General features: G+C 58.9%; 18 protein-coding genes. 7 read left to right on the top strand and 11 right to left on the bottom strand.

Features of this window, described 5'->3' with window-relative positions; translation table 11 throughout:
• Positions 1-24 precede the first annotated feature (24 nt).
• A complete protein-coding gene (locus ABVR31_RS11455; RefSeq protein ID WP_031279261.1) occupies positions 25-1,329 on the top strand; it encodes an NAD(P)/FAD-dependent oxidoreductase in 1,305 nt (434 codons plus the stop codon).
• 294 nt (positions 1,330-1,623) lie between these two features.
• Entirely contained in the window at positions 1,624-2,166 is a 543-nt protein-coding gene (locus ABVR31_RS11450; protein WP_031279257.1) for a glycine zipper 2TM domain-containing protein, read from the top strand.
• Positions 2,167-2,291: 125 nt separating this feature from the next.
• On the opposite strand, the gene mfd is transcribed toward ABVR31_RS11450, so the two are convergent.
• Both mfd and ABVR31_RS11440 read right to left on the bottom strand, forming a co-directional pair.
• Positions 2,292-5,735: a transcription-repair coupling factor gene (mfd, locus tag ABVR31_RS11445; protein WP_021506389.1), complete on the bottom strand. Its 3,444-nt coding sequence runs from the start codon at positions 5,733-5,735 to the stop codon at positions 2,292-2,294.
• Between the two features lie 186 nt (positions 5,736-5,921).
• Positions 5,922-6,131 carry a hypothetical protein gene (locus tag ABVR31_RS11440; protein WP_021506388.1) on the bottom strand — a complete coding sequence of 70 codons (210 nt, stop codon included), beginning with the start codon at positions 6,129-6,131 and terminating at the stop codon, positions 5,922-5,924.
• A gap of 248 nt (positions 6,132-6,379) precedes the next feature.
• On the opposite strand from ABVR31_RS11440, the gene lolC reads away from it, so the two are divergent.
• From lolC to cobB, 4 genes are all read left to right on the top strand, one after another.
• Entirely contained in the window at positions 6,380-7,579 is a 1,200-nt protein-coding gene (gene lolC / locus ABVR31_RS11435; protein ID WP_021506387.1) for a lipoprotein-releasing ABC transporter permease subunit LolC, read from the top strand.
• A complete protein-coding gene (lolD, locus tag ABVR31_RS11430) occupies positions 7,572-8,273 on the top strand; it encodes a lipoprotein-releasing ABC transporter ATP-binding protein LolD (protein ID WP_021506386.1) in 702 nt (233 codons plus the stop codon). Before lolC ends, lolD begins: the two co-directional genes overlap by 8 nt.
• Entirely contained in the window at positions 8,273-9,517 is a 1,245-nt protein-coding gene (gene lolE, locus ABVR31_RS11425) for a lipoprotein-releasing ABC transporter permease subunit LolE (protein WP_150360952.1), read from the top strand. Before lolD ends, lolE begins: the two co-directional genes overlap by 1 nt.
• A 147-nt stretch (positions 9,518-9,664) precedes the next feature.
• The gene (cobB, locus tag ABVR31_RS11420) at positions 9,665-10,498 is read left to right on the top strand and encodes a Sir2 family NAD+-dependent deacetylase (protein WP_372772801.1); all 834 of its coding nucleotides are present in this window, start codon (positions 9,665-9,667) and stop codon (positions 10,496-10,498) included.
• Between the two features lie 224 nt (positions 10,499-10,722).
• Here cobB and potD read toward each other — a convergent pair whose 3' ends face one another.
• Genes potD through potA form a run of 4 tightly spaced genes read right to left on the bottom strand, consistent with a single transcriptional unit; the run spans position 10,723 to position 14,506 of the window.
• Positions 10,723-11,766, bottom strand: a complete 1,044-nt coding sequence (gene potD, locus ABVR31_RS11415; protein ID WP_136547106.1) for a spermidine/putrescine ABC transporter substrate-binding protein PotD — start codon at positions 11,764-11,766, stop codon at positions 10,723-10,725.
• Between the two features lie 10 nt (positions 11,767-11,776).
• Positions 11,777-12,550 (bottom strand): spermidine/putrescine ABC transporter permease PotC, encoded by a 774-nt coding sequence (gene potC, locus ABVR31_RS11410; protein ID WP_152391106.1) that lies wholly within the window; start codon positions 12,548-12,550, stop codon positions 11,777-11,779.
• Positions 12,547-13,398 (bottom strand): spermidine/putrescine ABC transporter permease PotB, encoded by an 852-nt coding sequence (potB, locus tag ABVR31_RS11405; protein WP_150058565.1) that lies wholly within the window; start codon positions 13,396-13,398, stop codon positions 12,547-12,549. Before potB ends, potC begins: the two co-directional genes overlap by 4 nt.
• Positions 13,391-14,506 carry a spermidine/putrescine ABC transporter ATP-binding protein PotA gene (gene potA / locus ABVR31_RS11400; RefSeq protein ID WP_372772798.1) on the bottom strand — a complete coding sequence of 372 codons (1,116 nt, stop codon included), beginning with the start codon at positions 14,504-14,506 and terminating at the stop codon, positions 13,391-13,393. The genes potB and potA overlap by 8 nt, the downstream gene beginning before the upstream one ends.
• A 300-nt stretch (positions 14,507-14,806) precedes the next feature.
• On the opposite strand from potA, the gene pepT reads away from it, so the two are divergent.
• Positions 14,807-16,033, top strand: coding sequence for a peptidase T (pepT, locus tag ABVR31_RS11395; RefSeq protein WP_372772796.1), 1,227 nt, complete (start codon positions 14,807-14,809; stop codon positions 16,031-16,033).
• Positions 16,034-16,260: 227 nt separating this feature from the next.
• Here pepT and ABVR31_RS11390 read toward each other — a convergent pair whose 3' ends face one another.
• From ABVR31_RS11390 to hflD, 5 genes are all read right to left on the bottom strand, one after another.
• On the bottom strand, positions 16,261-17,382 hold the full coding sequence (locus ABVR31_RS11390; RefSeq protein WP_058757604.1) for a cupin domain-containing protein: 1,122 nt from the start codon (positions 17,380-17,382) through the stop codon (positions 16,261-16,263).
• A 57-nt stretch (positions 17,383-17,439) separates the two neighbouring features.
• On the bottom strand, positions 17,440-18,900 hold the full coding sequence (phoQ, locus tag ABVR31_RS11385; RefSeq protein WP_021506378.1) for a two-component system sensor histidine kinase PhoQ: 1,461 nt from the start codon (positions 18,898-18,900) through the stop codon (positions 17,440-17,442).
• Positions 18,901-18,903: 3 nt separating this feature from the next.
• Positions 18,904-19,572 carry a two-component system response regulator PhoP gene (gene phoP, locus ABVR31_RS11380; protein ID WP_010617222.1) on the bottom strand — a complete coding sequence of 223 codons (669 nt, stop codon included), beginning with the start codon at positions 19,570-19,572 and terminating at the stop codon, positions 18,904-18,906.
• Positions 19,573-19,745: 173 nt separating this feature from the next.
• The gene (gene purB, locus ABVR31_RS11375; protein WP_088517708.1) at positions 19,746-21,116 is read right to left on the bottom strand and encodes an adenylosuccinate lyase; all 1,371 of its coding nucleotides are present in this window, start codon (positions 21,114-21,116) and stop codon (positions 19,746-19,748) included.
• A gap of 44 nt (positions 21,117-21,160) precedes the next feature.
• A complete protein-coding gene (gene hflD, locus ABVR31_RS11370) occupies positions 21,161-21,802 on the bottom strand; it encodes a high frequency lysogenization protein HflD (RefSeq protein WP_021506376.1) in 642 nt (213 codons plus the stop codon).
• Between the last annotated feature and the right edge of the window lie 3 nt (positions 21,803-21,805).

The raw sequence follows: 21,805 nt of genomic DNA, 5'->3' as shown, positions 1-21,805 counted from the left end.
TTTACAACTTTGAGGGGGTCTTCATTGACTACAAGCATGGAAAAAATCGTCATCGTCGGTGGCGGTGCCGGAGGGCTGGAGCTGGCAACGCAGCTCGGCCATAAACTCGGCCGCAAAAAAAAGGCGGAGATCATCCTGGTCGATCGTAACCACAGCCATCTGTGGAAACCGCTGCTGCATGAAGTGGCGACCGGCTCGATGGATGAAGGTATTGATGCGCTCAGCTATCTGGCGCATGCGCGCAACCACGGTTTCCAGTTCCAGCTCGGTTCGCTGACGCAAATTAATCGCGACACAAAAACCATTGAACTGGCGGAGATCCGCGACGCGGAGGGTGGGCTGCTGGTACCGCAGCGCGAACTGGCGTATGACCGTCTGGTGATGGCGCTGGGCAGCACCTCGAACGATTTCGGCACGCCAGGCGTGAAAGATCACTGCATCTTCCTCGACAACCCGCATCAGGCGCGTCGGTTCCACAATGAGATGCTCAACCTGTTCCTGCGCTTCTCTGCCAGCGAAGGACAGCTGCAGAAAGTCAATATCGCCATTGTCGGCGGCGGCGCGACCGGCGTCGAGCTGTCGGCAGAACTGTATAACGCAGTGAAACAACTGCACAGCTACGGCTATAAAGGTCTCGACAGCAGCGCGCTCAACGTTACGCTGGTGGAAGCCGGCGAGCGTATTTTGCCTGCGTTGCCACCGCGCATCTCCGCAGCGGCGCACCAGGAACTGAGCAAGCTTGGCGTGCGCGTACTGACGCAAACCATGGTCACCAGCGCAGCAGCCAACGGTCTGAATACCAAAGGGGGCGAATTCATCGAAGCCGATCTGATGGTGTGGGCGGCCGGTATTAAAGCGCCAGACTTCATGAAAGAGATTGGCGGGCTGGAGACCAACCGCATTAATCAGCTGGTGGTCAAAGAGACGCTGCAGACCACGCTGGACGACGACATTTACGCCATCGGCGACTGCGCCTCCTGCGCGCTGCCGGGCGGCGGATTCGTGCCGCCGCGCGCGCAGTCGGCGCACCAGATGGCGTCGCGAGCGCTGGAAAACATCCTCGCCCAGCGCAAAGGCAAGCCGCTCAAAGCCTACGTGTATAAAGATCACGGCTCGCTGGTGTCGCTGTCCCGCTTCAGTACCGTCGGCAGTCTGATGGGTAACCTGATGCGCGGTTCGATGATGGTGGAAGGGCGCATTGCGCGTTTTGTCTACATCTCCTTGTACCGTATGCACCAGATTGCGCTCCATGGATACTTCAAGACCGGTCTGATGATGCTGGTCGGCAGCCTCAACCGCGTGCTGCGTCCGCGTCTCAAACTGCATTGATCGCTGGCGGGCGGTCACCCCCGCCCGCTGCGCGCCCGGCTGCCGTAACCGGCTGATTGCCGTTCAATCAGCGCCAGGTTACGGCGCAATGACACTGCCGCTCAGAACTCTCCTAAAAGCTGGTCCTGCTGGCTTTCCGCTGCGTTTCCTCCATTAATCTGATGTTGCATTTTCGGACCATCTGTAAAACTTATGCCAACGAACACGGCGCGGCGCGCACGCCGGTTATGCCTCGGTAACCCGGGATCGGGTTGCGGCAGGAATGCGCGGTAACAACTTCAGGAGGACATTCCTGTGAATAAATCAATGTTAGCGGGTATTGGAATCGGCGTAGCAGCAGCGTTGGGCGTGGCCGCCGTCGCCAGCATGGATGTGTTTGATCGTGGCCCGCAGTATGCTCAGGTGCTTTCGGCAACGCCAATCAAAGAGAGCATCAAGCAACCGCGTCAGGAGTGCCGCAACGTTACCCTCACGCACCGTCGTCCGGTGCAGGATGAGAACCGCATCGCCGGTTCCGTACTGGGTGCCGTGGCCGGTGGGGTGATTGGTCACCAGTTCGGCGGTGGCCGCGGCCGGGATATCGCGACCGTAGCCGGTGCGCTGGCAGGCGGCTACGGCGGTAACCAGGTGCAGGGTGCGCTGCAGGATCGTGACACTTACACCACCAGCGAGCAGCGCTGCAAAACCGTGTACGATAAACAGGAAAAAATGCTGGGTTATGACGTGACCTATAAAATAGGCGACCAGCAGGGCAAAATCCGCATGGAGAATGACCCTGGCACCCGCATCCCGCTCGACCGTAATGGTCAGCTGATCCTGAATTCGAATCAGGCCTGATTGGGCAAAGCTACTTCACAGCAGCAGTAACAAAAAAAGCGCCGCAAGGCGCTTTTTTTATACTCTGGCTCCCGCACCGTACGCAGCAGCGCGTCGCATAGCGCTGCTACGTAAAGGCTGGGCGATCAAACCCGGTTCTTCGCCAGTTCGGCGACGAAATTCTGCACCCATTCCATGCGCGTTTTGCGTTCGCTGAGATCGCGGGTGAATTTCAGTCGCGTCGGGCCATCCAGCTTCCACTGCTTGGCATCTTTCTGCAGCAGGCCGATCAGCCAGCCGGGATCGACCTGATTTTGCGGCGCGAACTCAAAGAAGCCGCCTTTTTCGCTGGCTTCGATTTTACGCAGCCCCAGCTGACGCGCCACCAGGCGCAGCGCGGCGATGTCCAGCAGGTTACGCGCGGCGTCGGGCAGCTTGCCGAAGCGGTCAATCATCTCAATTTTCAGCTCAGCCAGCTCCTGTTCATCGGCCGCACTGGCGATGCGTTTATACAGCGACAGGCGCGTATTGACGTCCGGAATAAAATCATCCGGCAACAGGGCAGGCATGCGCAGCTCAATCTCCGTCTGATTGCTGGTGAGATCTTCCAGCGACGGCTCACGTCCGGCTTTGAGTGCATCCACCGCGTTTTCCAGCAGCTCCATGTAGAGCGTGAAGCCAATGGTCTCCATCTGACCGCTCTGATCTTCACCCAGTAGCTCACCGGCACCGCGAATCTCCAGGTCGTGCGTCGCCAGCGCAAAGCCAGCGCCCAGATCCTCCAGCGAGGCAATTGCTTCCAGTCGCTTCTGGGCATCGGTGGTCATCGCCTTCGGATGCGGCGTCAGCAGCCAGGCATAGGCCTGATGATGCGAACGGCCGACGCGGCCACGCAGCTGATGCAGCTGCGCCAGACCGAAATGGTCGGCGCGCTCAATGATGATGGTATTGGCGCTCGGCACATCGATCCCGGTTTCGATGATGGTGGTGCACACCAGCACGTTGAAACGCTGGTGGTGGAAATCGTTCATCACCCGTTCCAGATCGCGCTCGCGCATCTGACCGTGGCCGATGGCGATGCGCGCTTCCGGCACCAGCTCGGCCAGCCGCTGCGCTGCTTTCTCGATGTTCTCGACGTCGTTATAGAGATAGTAAACCTGACCGCCGCGCAGCACTTCACGCAGGATCGCTTCGCGCACCACCAGGCTGTCATACTCGCGCACGAAGGTTTTCACCGCCAGACGGCGCGCCGGTGGCGTGGCGATAATCGACAGATCGCGCATGCCGCTCATCGCCATGTTCAGAGTACGCGGAATCGGCGTTGCGGTGAGCGTCAGAATATCGACGTCAGCGCGCATCGCTTTGATGCGCTCTTTGTGACGCACGCCGAAACGGTGCTCCTCATCGACGATCAGCAAACCGAGATCGCGCCACTTCAGATCGCTCATCAGCAGCTTGTGGGTGCCGATCAGAATATCAATTTTGCCCTCGCTGGCCTGCTCCAGCACCTGCGCCTGCTCTTTGGCGCTGCGGAAGCGCGACAGCATCTCAATGCGCACCGGCCAGTTGGCGAAGCGGTCGCGGAAGTTGTCGTAATGCTGCTGCGCCAGCAGGGTGGTAGGCACCAGCACCGCCACCTGTTTGCCGTTCTCCACCGCAAGGAAGGCGGCGCGCATCGCCACTTCGGTTTTACCAAAGCCAACATCGCCGCACACCAGGCGGTCCATGGCCAGCGGCTGGCACATATCGCTGAGCACGGCGTTAATTGCCTGTGCCTGATCCGGCGTGGTTTCAAACGGAAAACCTTCGCAGAACAGCTGATACTGCTCGCGGTCGTGCTTAAAGGCAAAGCCGGCCTTGGCTGCGCGCTGGGCATAGATATCCAGCAGCTCAGCGGCCACGTCACGGACTTTCTCCGCCGCTTTCTGGCGCGCGCGTGACCAGGCATCGCTGCCCAGTTTGTGCAACGGCGCATTTTCATCGGCACCGCCGGCGTAACGGCTGATCAGATGCAGCGATGACACCGGGACGTAAAGTTTGGCATCGCCGGCATAGGAGAGCATCAGATACTCGGCGACGATACCGCCGGCTTCCAGCGTGGTCAGGCCGATGTAGCGGCCCACACCGTGTTCAAGATGCACCACCGGCTGGCCCGGGTGCAGCTCGGCGAGGTTACGAATCAGTACATCCGGATTGATGGTGCGCCGATTGTCCTGACGCCGCCGGCTGACGCGCTCGCCGAGCAGATCGCTTTCGCAAATCAGCGCGCGCTGGCGCTGGGTGTCGATAAAACCGCGCTCGCTGGCGCCAATCATCAGGCTGTACGGCTGCTCATCGGCCTGCTCGAAGCGATCGATCGGCTGCGGGCGCAGTTTGATGCGGGACAGCAGCTCCTGCAGGCTCTCGCGGCGACCTTCGCTTTCTACTGAGAAAATCACCTGACCGGTAAACTGCTCGAGGAACTGGCGCAGCAGATCGAGCGGCGCTTTGGCCTGCGCCTGCACCGTCAGCTCCGGTAATGGCTGATAGCCCAGATTACTGTTCGCGGCTTTCTCCGGCAGCGTCTCAGCGCTGAGCTGCATGCGCGGCCAGTTTTTCAGCTCGCTCAGCAGCGCATCCGGGCGCAGCCATAGCGTGGCCGGTTCCAGCAGCGGGCGCATAGGATCGATGCGGCGATTTTCATAGCGTGCGTTAGCATCCTGCCAGAAACGCTCAGCGCTGGCGTGCAGATCGCCGCTGTTCAGCACCAGCGTGCTGGCGGGCAGATAGCTAAACAGGGTAGGCAGTTCCTGCTCGAAAAACAGCGGCTGCCAGTACTCAATCCCGGCCGGCAGCGTGCCTTTGCTCACCTGCTGATAGACGTGCTCGGGTTCGCGCCGCACGTCGAAGGTTTCACGCCAGCGGCTGCGGAACAGCTCAATGGCCGCTTTATCGGTGGGAAATTCATGCGCCGGCAGCAGGTTGATGGCGCTCACCGCCTCCAGCGTGCGCTGTGAGTCGACGTCAAACAGGCGCAGGCTGTCGATCTCATCATCAAAGAAATCGATGCGGTAAGGCTGATCGCTGCCCATCGGGAACAGGTCGAGCAGCGCGCCGCGCGTCGCGTACTCGCCATGCTCCATCACCTGATCGACATGGCGATAACCGGCCTGCTCCAGCTGGTCGCGCAGGGCATCGCGCGACAGTTTCTGGCCCTGCTGCATCACCAGCGCATGGCCGTGCAGGAAGCTGTGCGGGCAAACGCGCTGCATCAGCGTATTGACCGGCAGAATCAGCATGCCGCGCGTCAGGGTGGGCAACTGGTACAGGGTAGAAAGACGGGCGGAAATAATGTCCTGATGGGGCGAGAAGCTGTCGTAGGGCAGTGTTTCCCAGTCAGCAAGATTGGTGACCGGCAGATCGGTAAATTGCCTGATCTCCTCCTGCAGCCGCAGGGCCGATTGCATATCCGGGGTGATCATTAACACCGGACCGCTGTGGCGTTCGGTGATGCTGGCACACTCAACCGCCTGCGCGGCGCCGACCAGCTGACCGAGCTGACGATGGTCGCCTGCTTTAGCAGGCAGGGTATAACGACGCTGTTCCGACATAAGGTCCGACATTCTCTCCTCAGTTTCCAGGGCGTCATCATTCCACATTCCGCCGTGAGGATCATCTCTCCTTTCTGAGTTTATGTCAGGGTGCATGAATGCGCACCTTACACCAGCGGCACCCTGAAGGGCCGCCAGTATCGCCGGTTGCCAGGTCGTCATTGATGGCGACCTGGCCGCGTCACGTTATTTACTGGATTGCTGTGTGTAGTGCATGCGAGGACGATCCACATTGGCCCATGACAGCTCGCGCTCGACATGGTAGCTGTTGTTGCCATCGTCCCACTTCACATAATAACCGGTTAGCGCGTCTCCCTGCTCAAAGACATTGACCACTTCGCCTTTGATCTCGCCAGATTTATGTTTAACGATACTGCCTTTAGGAAACCTGCTCATGGTAAGAACCTCCGTACTGCGCTTACTGTGATGCGAAAACCGGTACTGCAAGCTAAGTCTAACCTACCTGCTGACGAATAATCGTACTAATAGCGTCACTATTTTGTCGTAATTTTGTGCATTGTCGCGCAGCAGGACGCATTTTGACGCAACTTTGCAACTGACTCAGCGGGTTAGAGGTTTCATAAAGCAGACGGCTCCTTTATCATCGCTCTACTTAATTTTGGGCAACGGCCAAGACGGATCTCATGTATCAACCAGTCGCGTTATTCATCGGTTTGCGCTACATGCGTGGACGTGCTTCAGACCGTTTCGGTCGTTTCGTCTCCTGGCTCTCGACTATTGGTATCACGCTCGGCGTGCTGGCACTGGTGACGGTGCTGTCGGTGATGAACGGCTTTGAGCGCGAGCTGGAAGGCAACATTCTCGGCCTGATGCCGCAGGCGCTGGTGACCAGCGACACCGGCAGCATCAATCCGCAGCAGATGCGCGCGCAGGATCTCAAACTGCAGGGCGTGACGCGTATCGCGCCGCTGACCACCGCCGATGTGGTGTTGCAGAGTGCGCGCAACGTGTCGGTGGGCGTGATGCTGGGCATCAATCCTGACGAGCCGGATCCGCTGACGCCTTATCTGGTCAACACCCAGCAGAGCGTGCTGCAGCCGGGCCAGTATAAAGTCATTCTCGGTGAACTGCTGGCCTCGCAGCTGGGCGTGAAGCGCGGCGATCAGCTGCGCCTGATGGTGCCATCGGTCAGTCAGTTTACCCCAGTGGGGCGCGTGCCGAGCCAGCGCATCTTTACCGTTGCCGGTACCTACGCGGCCAATAGCGAAGTCGACGGCTATCAGATTCTGGTGAACCAGCAGGACGCCTCGCGCGTGATGCGCTATCCGCTCGGCAACATTACCGGCTGGCGCCTGTGGCTGGATAAGCCGCTGAATGTCGATGCGCTGAGCCAGCAGCCGCTGCCGCAGGGGCTGACGTGGAAAGACTGGCGCGAACGCAAGGGCGACCTGTTCCAGGCGGTGCGCATGGAGAAAAACATGATGGGGCTGCTGCTCAGCCTGATTATTGCCGTCGCCGCCTTCAATATCATTACCTCGCTGGGCCTGCTTATCATGGAGAAGCAGGCGGAAGTGGCGATCCTGCAAACCCAGGGCTTAACGCGGCGGCAAATCGTCGCGGTATTTATGGTGCAGGGCGCCAGCGCCGGTATTATCGGCGCGCTGCTCGGTACGCTGCTGGGCGTGCTGCTGGCCAGCCAGCTCAACAATTTAATGCCGGTGATCGGCCTGTTCCTTGATGGCGCCGCGCTGCCGGTGGATATCAATGTCTGGCAGGTGATCACCATTGCGCTGGTCTCGATGGCCGTGGCGCTGCTGTCTACCCTCTATCCGTCATGGCGCGCTGCCGCCGTTCAACCCGCTGAGGCTTTACGTTATGAGTAATACCCCTTTGTTGCAGTGTCGTGACCTGTGCAAACGCTATCAGGAAGGCAGCGTGCAGACCGATGTGCTGCGCAATGTGGCTTTTAGCCTGCAGCCGGGCGAACTGACGGCCATCGTCGGCAGCTCCGGCTCCGGCAAAAGTACCTTACTGCACCTGCTGGGCGGGCTGGATGCACCGACCTCCGGTGACGTGGTGTTTGACGGGAAATCGCTTAACGCCATGTCGTCGGCGGCCAAAGCAGAGTTGCGCAACCGGGAACTCGGCTTCATTTATCAGTTTCACCATTTGCTGCCGGACTTCAGCGCGCTGGAGAACGTAGCGATGCCGCTGTTGATTGGCAAAACCGGCAAAGCCGAAGCGGAAGCGCGCGCACGCGAGATGCTGGCGGCGGTTGGCCTGGAAAAGCGCGCGGCGCACCGGCCTTCTGAGCTGTCGGGCGGTGAACGTCAGCGCGTGGCGATTGCCAGGGCGCTGGTGAACCGGCCGCGGCTGGTGATGGCCGATGAGCCCACCGGTAATCTCGATGCGCGCAACGCCGATGCCATTTTTGAACTGCTCGGCGAGCTCAACGTGCAGCAGGGCACCGCGTTTCTGGTGGTGACGCATGACCTCAACCTGGCGAAGCGCCTGAGCCGTCAGATGGAAATGCGCGACGGCCAGCTGAGCGATCACCTGACGCTGGGAGCGATCTGATGGCGTCCTCTTTATCCCTGCTGCTCGGGCTGCGCTTCAGCCGCGGCCGGCGGCGCGGCGGCATGGTGTCGCTGATCTCCATCATCTCGACCATCGGCATTGCGCTTGGCGTGGCGGTGCTGATCATCGGGCTGAGCGCGATGAACGGTTTCGAGCGGGAGCTCAACAACCGCATTCTGGCCGTGGTACCGCACGGCGAAATTGAGGCGGTTAACCAGCCATTTCGCAACTGGCAGCCGATGATTGCGCCCATCGAACAGGTGCCGGGCATCGCCGCAGCGGCACCTTACGTTAACTTTACCGGATTGATTGAGAGCGGTGCGAAGCTGCAGGCGCTGCAGGTGAAGGGCGTTGATCCGCAGCAGGAGCCGCGGCTCAGCGCGCTGCCGCGTTTTGTTAGCGGCGATGCCTGGTCGCAGTTCAGCGCCGGCAGGCAGCAGATCATTCTGGGCGGCGGCATCGCCAGATCGCTCAACGTGAAGCAGGGCGACTGGATCACCATCATGATCCCGAATAATGATGGCGAGAACAAACTGCTGCAGCCAAAACGCATTCGTCTGCAGGTGAGCGGTATTCTGCAGCTGAGCGGCATGCTGGATCACAGTCTGGCGCTGGTGCCGCTGGCCGATGCGCAAAAGTATCTGGATCTGGGCGACAGCGTCAGCGGCATTGCGCTGAAGATGAGCGATCCGTTCCAGGCACAGAAGCTGGTGCGCGATGCCGGCGAAGCCACCCACTCCTATGTCACCATCCGCAGCTGGATTGGCACTTACGGCTATATGTATCGCGATATCCAGATGATTCGCGCCATCATGTATCTGGCGATGGTGCTGGTGATTGGCGTGGCCTGCTTTAATATCGTGTCGACGCTGGTGATGGCGGTGAAGGACAAGAGCAGCGATATCGCCGTGCTGCGCACGCTGGGCGCGAAAGACGGCCTGATTCGTGCCATCTTTATCTGGTATGGCCTGCTGGCCGGGCTGCTGGGCAGCGTCAGCGGTGTGGTGGTCGGCGTGCTGGTGGCGCTCAATCTGACGCCGGTGATGCGCGTAGTGGAGCATCTTACCGGGCACCAGCTGCTGGCGGGCGATATCTACTTTATCGACTTTCTGCCGTCCGAGCTGCACTGGCTGGATGTGGCCATCGTGCTGGCGACGGCGATTGGCCTGAGCCTGATTGCCAGCTGGTATCCGGCGCGGCGCGCCAGCCGCATCGATCCTGCCCGCGTGCTGAGCGGTCAGTAAAGACAAAACACGCAGCCGCCTTCGCGGCTGCGCACATTTTCAGCGTCTGCGGCATGCAGCCGTCATACCCAGCCGCTATTATCGGGTCTGAGTAACCCGGAAAACACCCGCAGCGCGGCGTTCAGCGCCGCAGATTAAGGAGCCTTTATGCGCCAACCGCGCCGCCGCCTTCGACTCGCCCGCTACAAAAAGAACCGCCGCAAAGTGCATCAGCGCTTTCGCCAGCGCATCTTTGAGCGCGATCGTCAGGTCGAACTTGCCGCCCATCCGCAGCCGCACGTGGTGGTGCTGACCGGTGCCGGAATTTCGGCAGAATCCGGCATTCGCACGTTCCGCGCGGAAGATGGCCTGTGGGAAGAGCATCGCGTGGAAGATGTGGCGACGCCCGAAGGCTTTCGCCGCGATCCGGAGCTGGTGCAGGGCTTCTACAATGCGCGCCGGCGTCAGCTGCAGCAGCCAGAAATCCAGCCTAACGCGGCGCACAAAGCGCTGGCCGAACTGGAGCAGGTGCTGGGCGATAATTTCCTGCTGGTGACACAGAATATCGATAACCTGCACGAGCGCGCCGGCAGCCAGCGTGTGCTGCATATGCACGGTGAATTGCTGAAGGTGCGCTGTGAGCACAGCGGTCAGGTGCTGGCGTGGACAGAGGACGTCGGTCCGGACGATCGCTGTACCTGCTGCCAGTTCCCGTCGCGGCTGCGTCCGCACGTGGTGTGGTTTGGTGAAATGCCGCTCGGCATGGAGGAGATTTATCAGGCGCTGGAACAGGCCGATCTGTTTATTGCCATCGGCACTTCAGGCCACGTCTATCCGGCGGCAGGCTTTGTGCATGAGGCGAAACTGCAGGGTGCGCATACTGTGGAGTTGAATCTGGCGCCCAGTCAGGTCGGTAACGAATTCGCTGAAGCGCATTACGGCTTAGCCAGCGAAGTGGTGCCCGAATTCGTGCATACTTTTTTGCGCGGCTTGTATAAATAGTCAGCGTTCTGCGCGTTTCCCCTCATCCCGGCCTTCTCCCGGCGGGAGAAGGGGAAAAACGTGCTGGATTGAAACTCAGGCTAAATCCAGTAGGGTCGTTCCCACAAGCCGAATCCAGCACGAATGAACCCTCACCCAATGCCGAATCCAGCACGTATGAACCCTCTCCCTCTGGGAGAGGGCAGGGTGAGGGCCAGGCCGCACCGAATCCCCACCCCAGAACCTCACCGCCCCGCTTTCAGCTTCTGGAACAGCGTTTCGTACTGCACGCTGGCGGCACCGACATCGTTCTGCCACTCGCCGTTTTTGATCACGTCAGCCGGCGGATAGAGTGACGGATCGCTGGCCACCTCGGGCGGCAGCAGCTTTCTTGCCGCCAGGTTGGGCGTCGGATAACCGATGGTTTCCGCCACTTTAGCCGCCACATCCGGGCGCAGCAGGAAGTTAATCAGCTTCAGCGCGCCCGCTTTATTTTTCGCATTCGCCGGGATCGCCAGGTTATCCATCCAGAAAATTCCGCCCTCTTTCGGCCAGATAATCTGCAGCGGCGTGCCAGCCTGGCGCGCCACCCAGGCGGAGCCATTCCAGATCATGCCGACGTTGACTTCGCCTTCCATAAACGGATTACCGGGATTATCCGAGTTGAACGCCAGCACGTTCGGCATCAGCTTTTTCAGCTCTTCATAGGCGGCTTCAATCTGTTTTGGATCCTGCGTATTACCGGAGTAGCCGAGCTTGCGCAGCGCCATCTGGAACACTTCACGCGCGTCATCGGTCAGCAGCAGGCTCTGCTTATACTGTGGTTTCCACAGATCGGCCCATTGGGTCAGGGTTTTCGCATCCACCTCGTCGGTGTTTACGCCAATGGCGGTTGCGCCCCAGATATAGGGAATGGAATAGTCGTTGTTCGGATCAAACGGCTTGTTCAGCAGGTCGGGATCGAGGTTGCGGAAGTTGCTCAGCTGTGACTTGTCGATCTTCTGCAGCATGCCCTCGTTGCGCATTTTGGCGATGAAGTAGGTCGACGGCACCACCAGATCGTAAGCGCCTGCTTTCCAGGTTTTCAGCTTGGCGTACATGCTTTCATTGGATTCATAGGTGGAATAAATCACTTTGATGCCGGTCTCTTTGGTGAACTGCTCCAGCAGCCCGGGCGGCACGTATTCGGTCCAGTTATAGAAGTAAAGCGTGTTGTTGTCATCCGCCTGAGCGCTTTGCATACCCAGTGCCAGCGCCCCAGCCGCCAGCCAGTGAGACCACTTTTTCATCGGTTATCCTCTATTTGGTTTTATCACGCAGCAACAGCTGACTGGCTGCCACCAGCAGCAGCGACAGCAGCATCAAAATGGTAGCCAGCGCGTTCACCTCCGGCGACACGCCCACTTTCACCATGGAATAAATTTTCAGCGGCAAAATTTCGAAGCCGGGACCGGTGACAAATGACGACACCACCACATCATCCATCGACAGGGTGAAACTCAGCAGCCAGCCCGCGGCCACTGCCGGCAGCGCCAGCGGCAGCAAAATCTTGCGCAGAATAGTCACTTCGCTGGCGCCGAGATCTTTTGCCGCCTCCAGCATGCGCACGTCAAAGCCTTTCAGGCGCGAATAGACGGTAATCACCACAAACGGCAGGCAGAAAGTGATGTGGGAAAACAGCAGCGACCAGAAGCCGAGCGAAATCCCCAGCAGCATAAACAGCACCAGTAGCGAAATCGCCATCACGATATCCGGCGACATCATCACCACAAATAGCATACCGCTGACAAACGGCTTGCCGCGAAAACGGTAGCGGTACAGCGCCACGGCGGTGAGCGAGCCGATCAGCGTCGCGCAGCTGGCCGACAGCACGCCCATGATCAGCGAATGCTGCGCCGCCTGAATCAGGCTGTCGTTATTGACCAGCAGGCGATACCACTGGGTGCTGAAGCCCTGCCAGTTGATGCCGAAGCGCGAGGCATTGAAGGAGTTGACGATCAGGATGATGATCGGAATGTAGAACCAGGCATAAATCACGGCTATGAAGCCGTAGCGTAATCCGCGCGCCATCATTGCAACGCCGCCTTGTGATTCAGTAGACGCGCTGCGCGCCAGTAAACCAGCAGCATCAGCCCCATCAGCAGCGTCATGACAATGCTGGTGGCGGCACCAAACGGCCAGTCACGAATATTGAGGAACTGGCTTTTGATTACGTTACCGATCAACAGGTTCTTTGCTCCGCCCATTAAATCCGCTACGTAGAACAACCCCATCGCCGGGATAAATACCAGTAGCGCGCCGGCAACGATACCGGGCAGGGTCAGCGGCAAAATGATATGGATGAAGGTCTGTAGCCTGCTGGCGCCAAGATCGCGCGCCGCTTCAAGGCAGGATTTGTCCAGCTTCTCAAGGCTGGAGTAGAGCGGCAGTACCATAAATGGCAGCAGAATATAGATCAGCCCAAGGATCACCGCTTCCGGGGTGAACATGATGCGAAACGGCTTGTCGATGACGCCGAGCCACAGCAGAAATTCATTGAGCCAGCCGCGCGTGCTGAGAAAAATTTTCAGACCATATATGCGAATCAGCGAGTTGGTCCAGAACGGCACAATCAGCAGAAACAGCATCAGCGGACGCAGACGCGCCGGCAGTCTGGTCAGGCACCAGGCAAAAGGGTAGCCGAGCAGCAGGCAGCACAGCGTGGCGATGCAGGCCATGTTGAGCGAGTGCAGCAGCACGTCGGCATACAGCGGATCGAGGAGCCGGCCGTAGTTGTTCAGGGTGAACACCATGCTGACAAAGTGCGCGTCGTCGCGCGTCAGAAAGCTGGTGGCGAAGATCATCAGATTCGGCAGCAACACGAACAGCGTCAGCCAGCCGACGATCAGCGCCACAATGGCTTTCTGCAGACGATTACGCATCCGTTTCATACGGCAGCACCACCTCCCAGTTTGGCACCCAGCTGACCGCCATTTTCTGGTTCAGCGAGTGGTCAAAATCCGGATCGTCCTCATTAAAGAACTCGCTGACGGTGAGCAGCTTGCCGTTCTCCAGTTCGACGGTGGATTCCAGCGTCATGCCTTTATAGTTGCGTTCGCGCACATAGCCGATCAGGTTTTCGCTGCGGCTGTCGTGATCGATCTCCTCGACGCGCAAATCTTCCGGTCGCAGCAGCACATGCAGCCGATCGCCGGGTTTGACCGGGAACGGGCAGTGAATATCACACTCGCGGCCTTCGAGGCGAGCCCGTACCTGCGGCGCGTGCGCGCTGCCGATCACTTCCGCATCAAACACATTGATTTCGCCAATGAAGCGCGCCACAAACAGGTTCGCGGGCTCTTCGTAGATCTCGCGCGGCGTGCCGTCCTGCTCGATGCGCCCGTCGCGCATCACCACGATGCGATCGGACATGGTCAGCGCTTCTTCCTGATCGTGCGTGACAAACACAAACGTGATGCCCAGCTTGCGCTGCAGCGCTTTCAGCTCGTTTTGCATCTGGCGGCGCAGTTTGTAATCCAGCGCGGAGAGCGACTCATCAAGCAGCAGCACTTTGGGCCGGTTGACTACTGCCCGCGCAATCGCCACGCGCTGCTGCTGGCCGCCAGAGAGCTGGTGCGGCCGGCGCGCGGCAAAGCTTTCCAGCTGCACCATCGCCAGCGCCTCGTTGACGCGCTGCGTCAGCTCTGGCGTCGGGGTTTTCTGCATGCGCAGGCCAAACGCGACGTTTTCAAACACCGACATGTGCGGAAACAGCGCGTAGCTCTGAAACACGGTATTGATATGGCGATGCTCGGCGGGCGTTTCAGTGATGTCGCTCTCATCCAGATGGATACGTCCGCTGTCGGCGTTTTCCAGCCCGGCGATCAGGCGCAGAATCGTGGTCTTACCGCAGCCGGAGGGGCCAAGCAGGGTGATAAATTCGCCATGACCGATGGTCAGGTCAAAATCCGGGATGATGGTTTTGCCATCGAAAGCTTTACTGATGCCAGAAAGCGTAACCAGCGCCTGCTGCGCGCGTGTTTGCGTCATTTTAGTCACTCAGTCTGATGAGAATCAGGTTACAGCATAGCCGCCGGCGACAGCTTGCCGTGATGAAGGGCGCGATAATACCTGAAAAATGCGCCATTGCCATGTTCAGACACGGAATAACCTTGAAAAGTCTGCAAATTGCTGGAGTATGCTCATCGGGCCAGCCGGACGGGTGGCTGGCAGGGCGAATTTCAGCGCACGATTGGGCTGAGAGGGCTAACCTGAAGGATAATGATTTGACGCAACATGGCGATAATCAGGCCCCATGATAATAATGCAGGTTCTTTAGAGGGATGACAGATGGATCAATTACTTGAGCGTTTTCTCAGTTATGTGTCAGTAGAAACCCAGGCAAAACCTCAGGCGCGGCAGGTGCCGAGCAGCGAAGGGCAGTGGACGCTGGCGCGTCAGTTACAGGAAGAGCTTATTGCGCTGGGTTTTGTGGACGTCACCTTAAGCGATCATTGCTGTGTGATGGGTACCCTGCCGGCAAACGTCGATTGGCCGACGCCGGTGATCGGTTTTATTTCCCACATGGATACCTCGCCGGATTTCACCGCGAAAAATGTCAATCCGCAGATCATTGAAAACTATCGTGGCGGCGACATCGCGCTGGGCAACGGGGATGAAGTGCTCTCACCGGTGATGTTCCCGGTGCTGCACAAGCTGACCGGGCATACGCTGATCACCACCGACGGTAAAACGCTGCTGGGCGCTGATGATAAAGCCGGTATCGCTGAGATCATGACGGCAATGGCCGAGCTGGCCAAAGGAGATGTGCCGCACGGCGCCATTCGCGTGGCCTTTACTCCGGATGAAGAGATCGGTCGCGGCACGTCGCACTTCGACGTTGAGGGGTTTGCGGCTGACTGGGCTTATACGGTTGACGGCAGCGATCTTGGCGAGTTTGAGTTCGAGAACTTTAATGCCGCGACGGCGCTGGTCAAAATCACCGGCAACAACGTGCATCCCGGCAGTGCGAAAAACGTGATGGTGAACGCGCTGGACCTGGCGATGCGTTTCCACGCCGAACTGCCTGCCAAAGAGAAGCCGCAGTTTACCGACGGCTACGAAGGCTTTTTCCACCTGCACACTATTAAGGGATCGGTAGAGCATGCCGAGCTGATGTACCTGATTCGCGATTTTGATGCCGACAGCTACGAACAGCGTAAGCAGCTACTGCAGGAGATTGGTCGCCGCGTCAGTAAAGGTCTGCAGGCTGAGTGCTCCATCAAGGTGGAGATCAGCGACAGCTATCGCAATATGCGGGAGAAGGTGGAACCGCATCCGCATATCATTGAGCTGGCGCTGCAGGCGATGCGCGACTGCGGTATTGAGCCGAACGTGAAGCCAATCCGCGGCGGCACCGACGGATCGGCGCTGTCATGGAAAGGACTGCCATGTCCGAATCTGTTTACCGGCGGCTACAACTATCACGGCAAGCATGAGTTTGCGTCGCTGAATGTGATGGCGAAGTCGGTTGAGGTGATTGTGCGCCTGGCCGCGCTCGCGGCGGAGAAGAAGTAGGGGCTGAGAAGGGCTTGCCCTCACCCTAACCCTCTCCCGCCCGCGGGAGAGGGGACCGACCGAGCGGGAATCAGGTTTTGTTTATTGCCTTAACTCCTGTTTGTGCCCCTATTTTCTTACGCATCTTGTTGCCGGCGCTTTACTGCAATCGTCGCGCGGTTTTCTCCCTCTCCCGCGGGCGGGAGAGGGCCGGGGTGAGGGAAACGGGCGCAGAGAACCTGCCAGACTCAATCAGCAAAAAACCAGTACCCGCTGTTCACCAGTGCCGCCAGTTGAGCCAGCAGCGAAGGATCGTCCAGCGCATCGCCGAAATCTTCCAGCGTCAATACGTGTTTGTGTGCCAGCGCAGCCAGTACCGACGGATGCGCGCACTCAACGCGCTCACCGTTGACGTACACCGCGTCGCCCAGCGTCAGCACGCGCAGGCCGCCGAGGCGCGTCAGTGCATCACCCTGCTGCAGCGCGTCATAAATCTCATCTGGCTGATACGGCGGTTCCGGCGGAGCCACATCCAGCTCGTGACGTGACTGGGAAATAAATTCGCCAAACCACTGGTTAAACTGCTCCGGCTGATTAATCACATCCAGCATCACCTTGCGGATCCCTTCTACTTCTGACGGCAGAATCTGCGATGGACAATCGCGCGCCGGCACATCCGGATCGCTGAAGCGGTAGCTGCCCAGCTCATGCGCCAGCATGTAATCCGCAAAGCCGCTGATCAACTCGCGTCCGTTGGGCGCGCGGAAGCCGACTGAATAGTTGAGCGCGTTCTCCAGCGAATAGCCTTCATGCGGGAAACCCGGTGGAATATAGAGAATGTCGCCTGGTTCCAGCTCTTCATCGATGATGGCGTCGAACGGTTCAACCTGCAGCAGATCCGGATGCGGGCAGTGCTGTTTCATCGGCACTTTTTCGCCCACGCGCCAGCGACGGCGGCCAGTGCCCTGAATAATAAACACGTCGTATTGATCAAAGTGCGGGCCAACGCCGCCGCCCGGTGTGGCGAACGAGATCATCAGGTCGTCAATACGCCAGTCGGGCAGAAAGCGGAACGGGCGCATCAGCGCAGCAGAAGGTTCATGCCAGTGGTTCACTGCCTGTACCAGCAGCGACCAGTTGCTTTCACCCAGGTGATCGTAGCTTTCAAACGGACCATGGCTGACCTGCCACTTGCCGTTGTTGTGGCTGACGAGGCGGCTGTCCACCTCGTTTTCCATTGCCAGACCGGCCAGCTCATCCGGAGAAATCGGATCAATGAAGTTTTTGAAACCCCGTTTCAGCACCACCGGGCGTTTTTGCCAGTAGCGCTGAATAAAGTCGGGCCAGTTGATGTCGAGCTGATAGTCCATGCGAGGATTCCGGTTAGGGCCATAATTGCTGCCAAGTATAACAGCCCGCGCCCGGTTCTACTCGCGGTGATGTTCAACTTCCTGCCGCTGAAAAATCACCTCCATGCGTGCGCCGCCGAGCGGGCTGGTCGTGGCGATTACCTGACCGGCATACTGCTCGAGAATATCACGCACTACCGCCAGTCCCAGTCCCTGACCGGGACGCAGCGTATCGGCACGCTGGCCGCGCACAAAGATCAGATCGCGCTTGCTTTCGGGAATGCCGGGGCCGTCGTCGTCAATGAACAGATGCAGCGCGTTTTCCGTCTGGCGCGCGCTGACCTCAATAAATTCGAGGCAGTATTTGCAGGCGTTATCCAGCACGTTGCCCAACACTTCCATAAAGTCATTTTGATCGCCGATAAAGGTCAGCTCCGGCGAAATATCCAGCGTGATCTCAACGCCCTTGCGCTGATACACCTTATTGAGCGCGGAACACAGGCTATCCAGCAGGGCCGAGACCGAGTGCAGATCGCGCTGCAGCGGGTTGTGATCCGCCTGCATACTGGCGCGATGCAGGTAGTAGCCAATCTGCTGCGAGATGCGGCTGATCTGCTCGAGCATGACCGGCTCAGCCTGTTCGATGGTCAGCTCTTTGCCACCGCGCAGCGAGCGCAGCGTGCTTTGCAGCACCGCCAGCGGCGTTTTCAGGCTGTGCGTCAAATCCGACAGCGTGGTGCGATAGCGCGTGTAGCGCTGCCGTTCGTTGGTGAGCAACAGATTGAGATTGCGCACCAGGCTGCGCAGCTCCTGCGGCGGGTTGTCATCGAGATTTTCCCGGTGACCGGTTTCCAGCTCGCGCACCTGCGAAGTCAGGTGGCCAATCGGGCGCAGGCTCCAGTGTGCCGCCAGCCACAGCAGCGGAATCACCAGCAGCAGATTGGCTGCCAGCACATAGCTAAACCACGACCACACCACGTCTGAGTGCTGCAGCTCCTGCGGGATCGAGTCCACCACCACAATGGTCAGCGCCGGCAAATTGGTGGTCGCGTCGTAGCGGTTCACTGCCACCGAGTGGGTGAAGGTGTCGTTGCTGTCACTGTCCAGCGCGTGCAGCCGCTGCTGTGCCTGCGGATTGTTACCCATCGCCGCCATACTGGTGCGATTGCTGGTATCGATCTCGTAAAAGTCTGGCTTCATCAGCCAGTCGCGGCGAATGTTTTTGCGGATTTCCGGCACGTCGCGCTGTTGCCACAGCAGCTTACCGCGCTCGTCATAGATGAACACCAGCGTCGGGAAATTGAGCGTCATGCGTTCCGGCTGGGCGATGGTGAGCTTGTTGTCTTTCCACTGCGCGAGGGTGAAAAACAAATTGCTCTCGCCGCGCATCACGCGATAGGTATTTTTATCAAAGCTGACGACATAGCCAATGACCGCCACCATGCCATACGACAGCGACAAAAACAGCACGATCGCCGCCGTCGCCAGCAGGAAACGCGCGCGTAAGGAGAAAGGGCGCTGACGGCGGAGCAGCTTCATAAATCAGAGATCAAAGCGGTATCCCTGGCCACGCACGGTGTTGATCACTTCGGTCGGGTGCAGCGCGAGAATTTTTTTGCGCAGCCGGCCCATCAGTACATCAATGGTGTGGCTTTCGCGCAGTTCCGCATCGGGATACAGCTGCAGCATCAGCGAGTCTTTGCTGACCACTTTACCGGCATTGCGGATCAGTGTTTCAACAATGGTGTACTCAAACGCGGTCAGCTTGACCGGCGCGTCGTTCACCGTAAGCTCGCGGCGCGACAGGTCAACCTGGAACGGCGGCATGGAGATAATTTGCGAGGCGTGTCCGCTGTTGCGACGCATCAGCGCCTGTAAGCGGGCGGCGACCTCTTCAATGTGGAACGGCTTGGTCACGTAGTCATCGGCACCCGCTTCCAGCGCTTCAACTTTCGCCTGCCAGCCTTCGCGCGCGGTCAGCACCAGAATCGGCTGACGAATGGCATCGCCACGCCAGCGGCGAATCAGCGACATGCCGTCTTCGTCGGGCAGGCCGAGATCGACCAGCGCGATATCGGGAATGTGTTCCTGCAGGAAATAGTCGGCTTCTTTGGCGTCTTCGGCGGCATCCACCTGATGACCCATGTCACGTAACTGGACTGCGAGGTGATGGCGCAGCAGGGCATTATCTTCCACAACCAGAACACGCATAGAATTTCCTTACCTTCAACTCAGTGATGATGGCGAAAAGTATACGCTACGCCAGCTAAACCGCAGATTAACACTCCGCTGTGATGCACTGGCAGGGGAACCTCAGCCACCACGTGACGTGCGTGACTGAGGTAACACCAACTTGCCATAGCCTGAGTTTTCAGAGCAAGGAATTACTTCAGGTCGTCAACCATCTGAATCGCGCGGCCGAGGTAGTTGGCTGGCGTCATCTGCTTCAGGCGCACTTTCTCTGCTTCCGGCAGCTCCAGGCTGTCGATAAACGCCTGCATACCGGCCGCGTCCACGCGCTTGCCGCGCGTCAGCTCTTTCAGCTTCTCGTACGGCTTTTCAATGCCGTAGCGGCGCATCACGGTCTGGATCGGCTCAGCCAGGACTTCCCAGTTGTGATCCAGCTCGTCCAGCAGGCGATCGCGGTTCACTTCCAGCTTGGAGATACCTTTCAGCGTGGCCTGATAGGCGATCAAGGCATAGCCGACGCCGACGCCGAGGTTACGCAGCACGGTAGAATCGGTCAGATCGCGCTGCCAGCGTGATACCGGCAGTTTGCTGGCCAGGTGCTGCATCACCGCGTTGGCCAGCCCCAGATTCCCTTCGGAGTTTTCGAAGTCGATAGGGTTAACCTTGTGCGGCATGGTTGAAGAGCCAATTTCGCCAGCAATGGTTTTCTGTTTGAAATGGTTCAGGGCGATGTAACCCCAGATGTCGCGGTCAAAATCAATCAGGATGGTATTGAAGCGCGCGATGCAGTCAAACAGCTCGGCGATGTAATCATGCGGCTCGATCTGCGTGGTGTACGGGTTCCAGCTGATGCCCAGCGAGGTCACAAACTGCTCGCTCAGCTGATGCCAGTCCACTTCCGGATACGCGGCGATGTGCGCATTGTAGTTGCCCACCGCGCCGTTGATTTTGCCCAGCACTTCCACCTTGCTCAGCTGACGCAGCTGGCGTTCCATGCGGTAGGCCACGTTGGCCATCTCTTTGCCCATGGTGGAGGGCGTTGCCGGCTGACCGTGGGTGCGCGACAGCAGCGGAATGTCGCGGTACTCCTGCGCCAGGCCCTTCACGGCGGTGATGATCTGGTTCCAGAACGGCACGATCACGTCGCGGCGTGCGGTTTCCAGCATCAGCGCGTGTGACAGGTTATTGATATCTTCGGAGGTGCAGGCGAAATGGATAAACTCAGACACCGCGTGCAGCGCCGGCACGTTCGCTACTTTCTCTTTCAGAAAGTACTCGACGGCTTTCACGTCATGGTTGGTGGTGCGCTCAATGGTTTTGATGCGCGCCGCATCTTCTTCGCTGAAACCGGCGACAATTGCATCAAGGAAAGCGTTTGCGTCGGCATCAAATGCAGGAACTTCCTTGATCTCTGCGGTCGCGGCCAGTTTCTGTAACCAGCGAACTTCAACCTCAACGCGGAATTTCAGCAAACCGAACTCGCTGAAAATCGCACGCAGCGGGCTGACTTTATCGCCGTAACGACCATCGACAGGTGAGACGGCGGTCAGAGAGGATAATTCCATCAGTGCAACTCCTGAATCGTTAACAATATAGGGCAGGGCGGCGCTTAATACGCCGGACCCAGCCGGGATAAAAGGGTTTTCGCTTCGCGCAGCAGACGCTGGCGCGCAAACATCAGCTGCAGACGACCGCCGCCGACCTGCTGCCACAGCACCGCCGCGCGGATACCGGCCAGCAGCGCAGCGCGAACTTTGCTCTGCACCTGCGAATTCTGCAGCACCTGCGGTGAGCCGGTCACCTGAATGCGCGGGCCGAGCGGGCTAATCACATCAACGTAAATGCCGGCCATGGCGCTGGTGATAGTGTCTGATTCCAGTTCGTAATGCGCCAGCTGACGATCAAGCTGGCCGATGCGCTGCGCCAGGGTGTTTAGCGCGGTTTTGTTACCGTGCAGTTTACGCTCCAGCACCATCAGGCTCAGGGTATAACGCGTCAAATCGGCGCTGGCACCCTGCCGGCTGCCGCTGTTCAGCACCGCCATCAGCGCTTCCAGCCCGGGGCGCAGGTTGGCTTCATCATTGCCAAACACCGCCAGCGTTGAACCTGGGTTCAAATCCAGCAGGCTGCGCAGCGACACCTGCAGCGCCGCGTTGTTGCAGTGCCCCTGGTGTGCCAGCTGCTGCACCAGATGGGCTGCCTGGCAAACGCCGGCCAGCGCCAGCGTTATCTCATAATAGTTTTTAGCCACGCT

It is taken from the genome of Pantoea sp. WEP, assembly GCF_041678305.1.
In the GTDB taxonomy this organism is placed as follows: Bacteria; Pseudomonadota; Gammaproteobacteria; order Enterobacterales; family Enterobacteriaceae; genus Pantoea; species Pantoea dispersa.
This window is presented reverse-complemented; position numbering and strand designations above follow the sequence as displayed.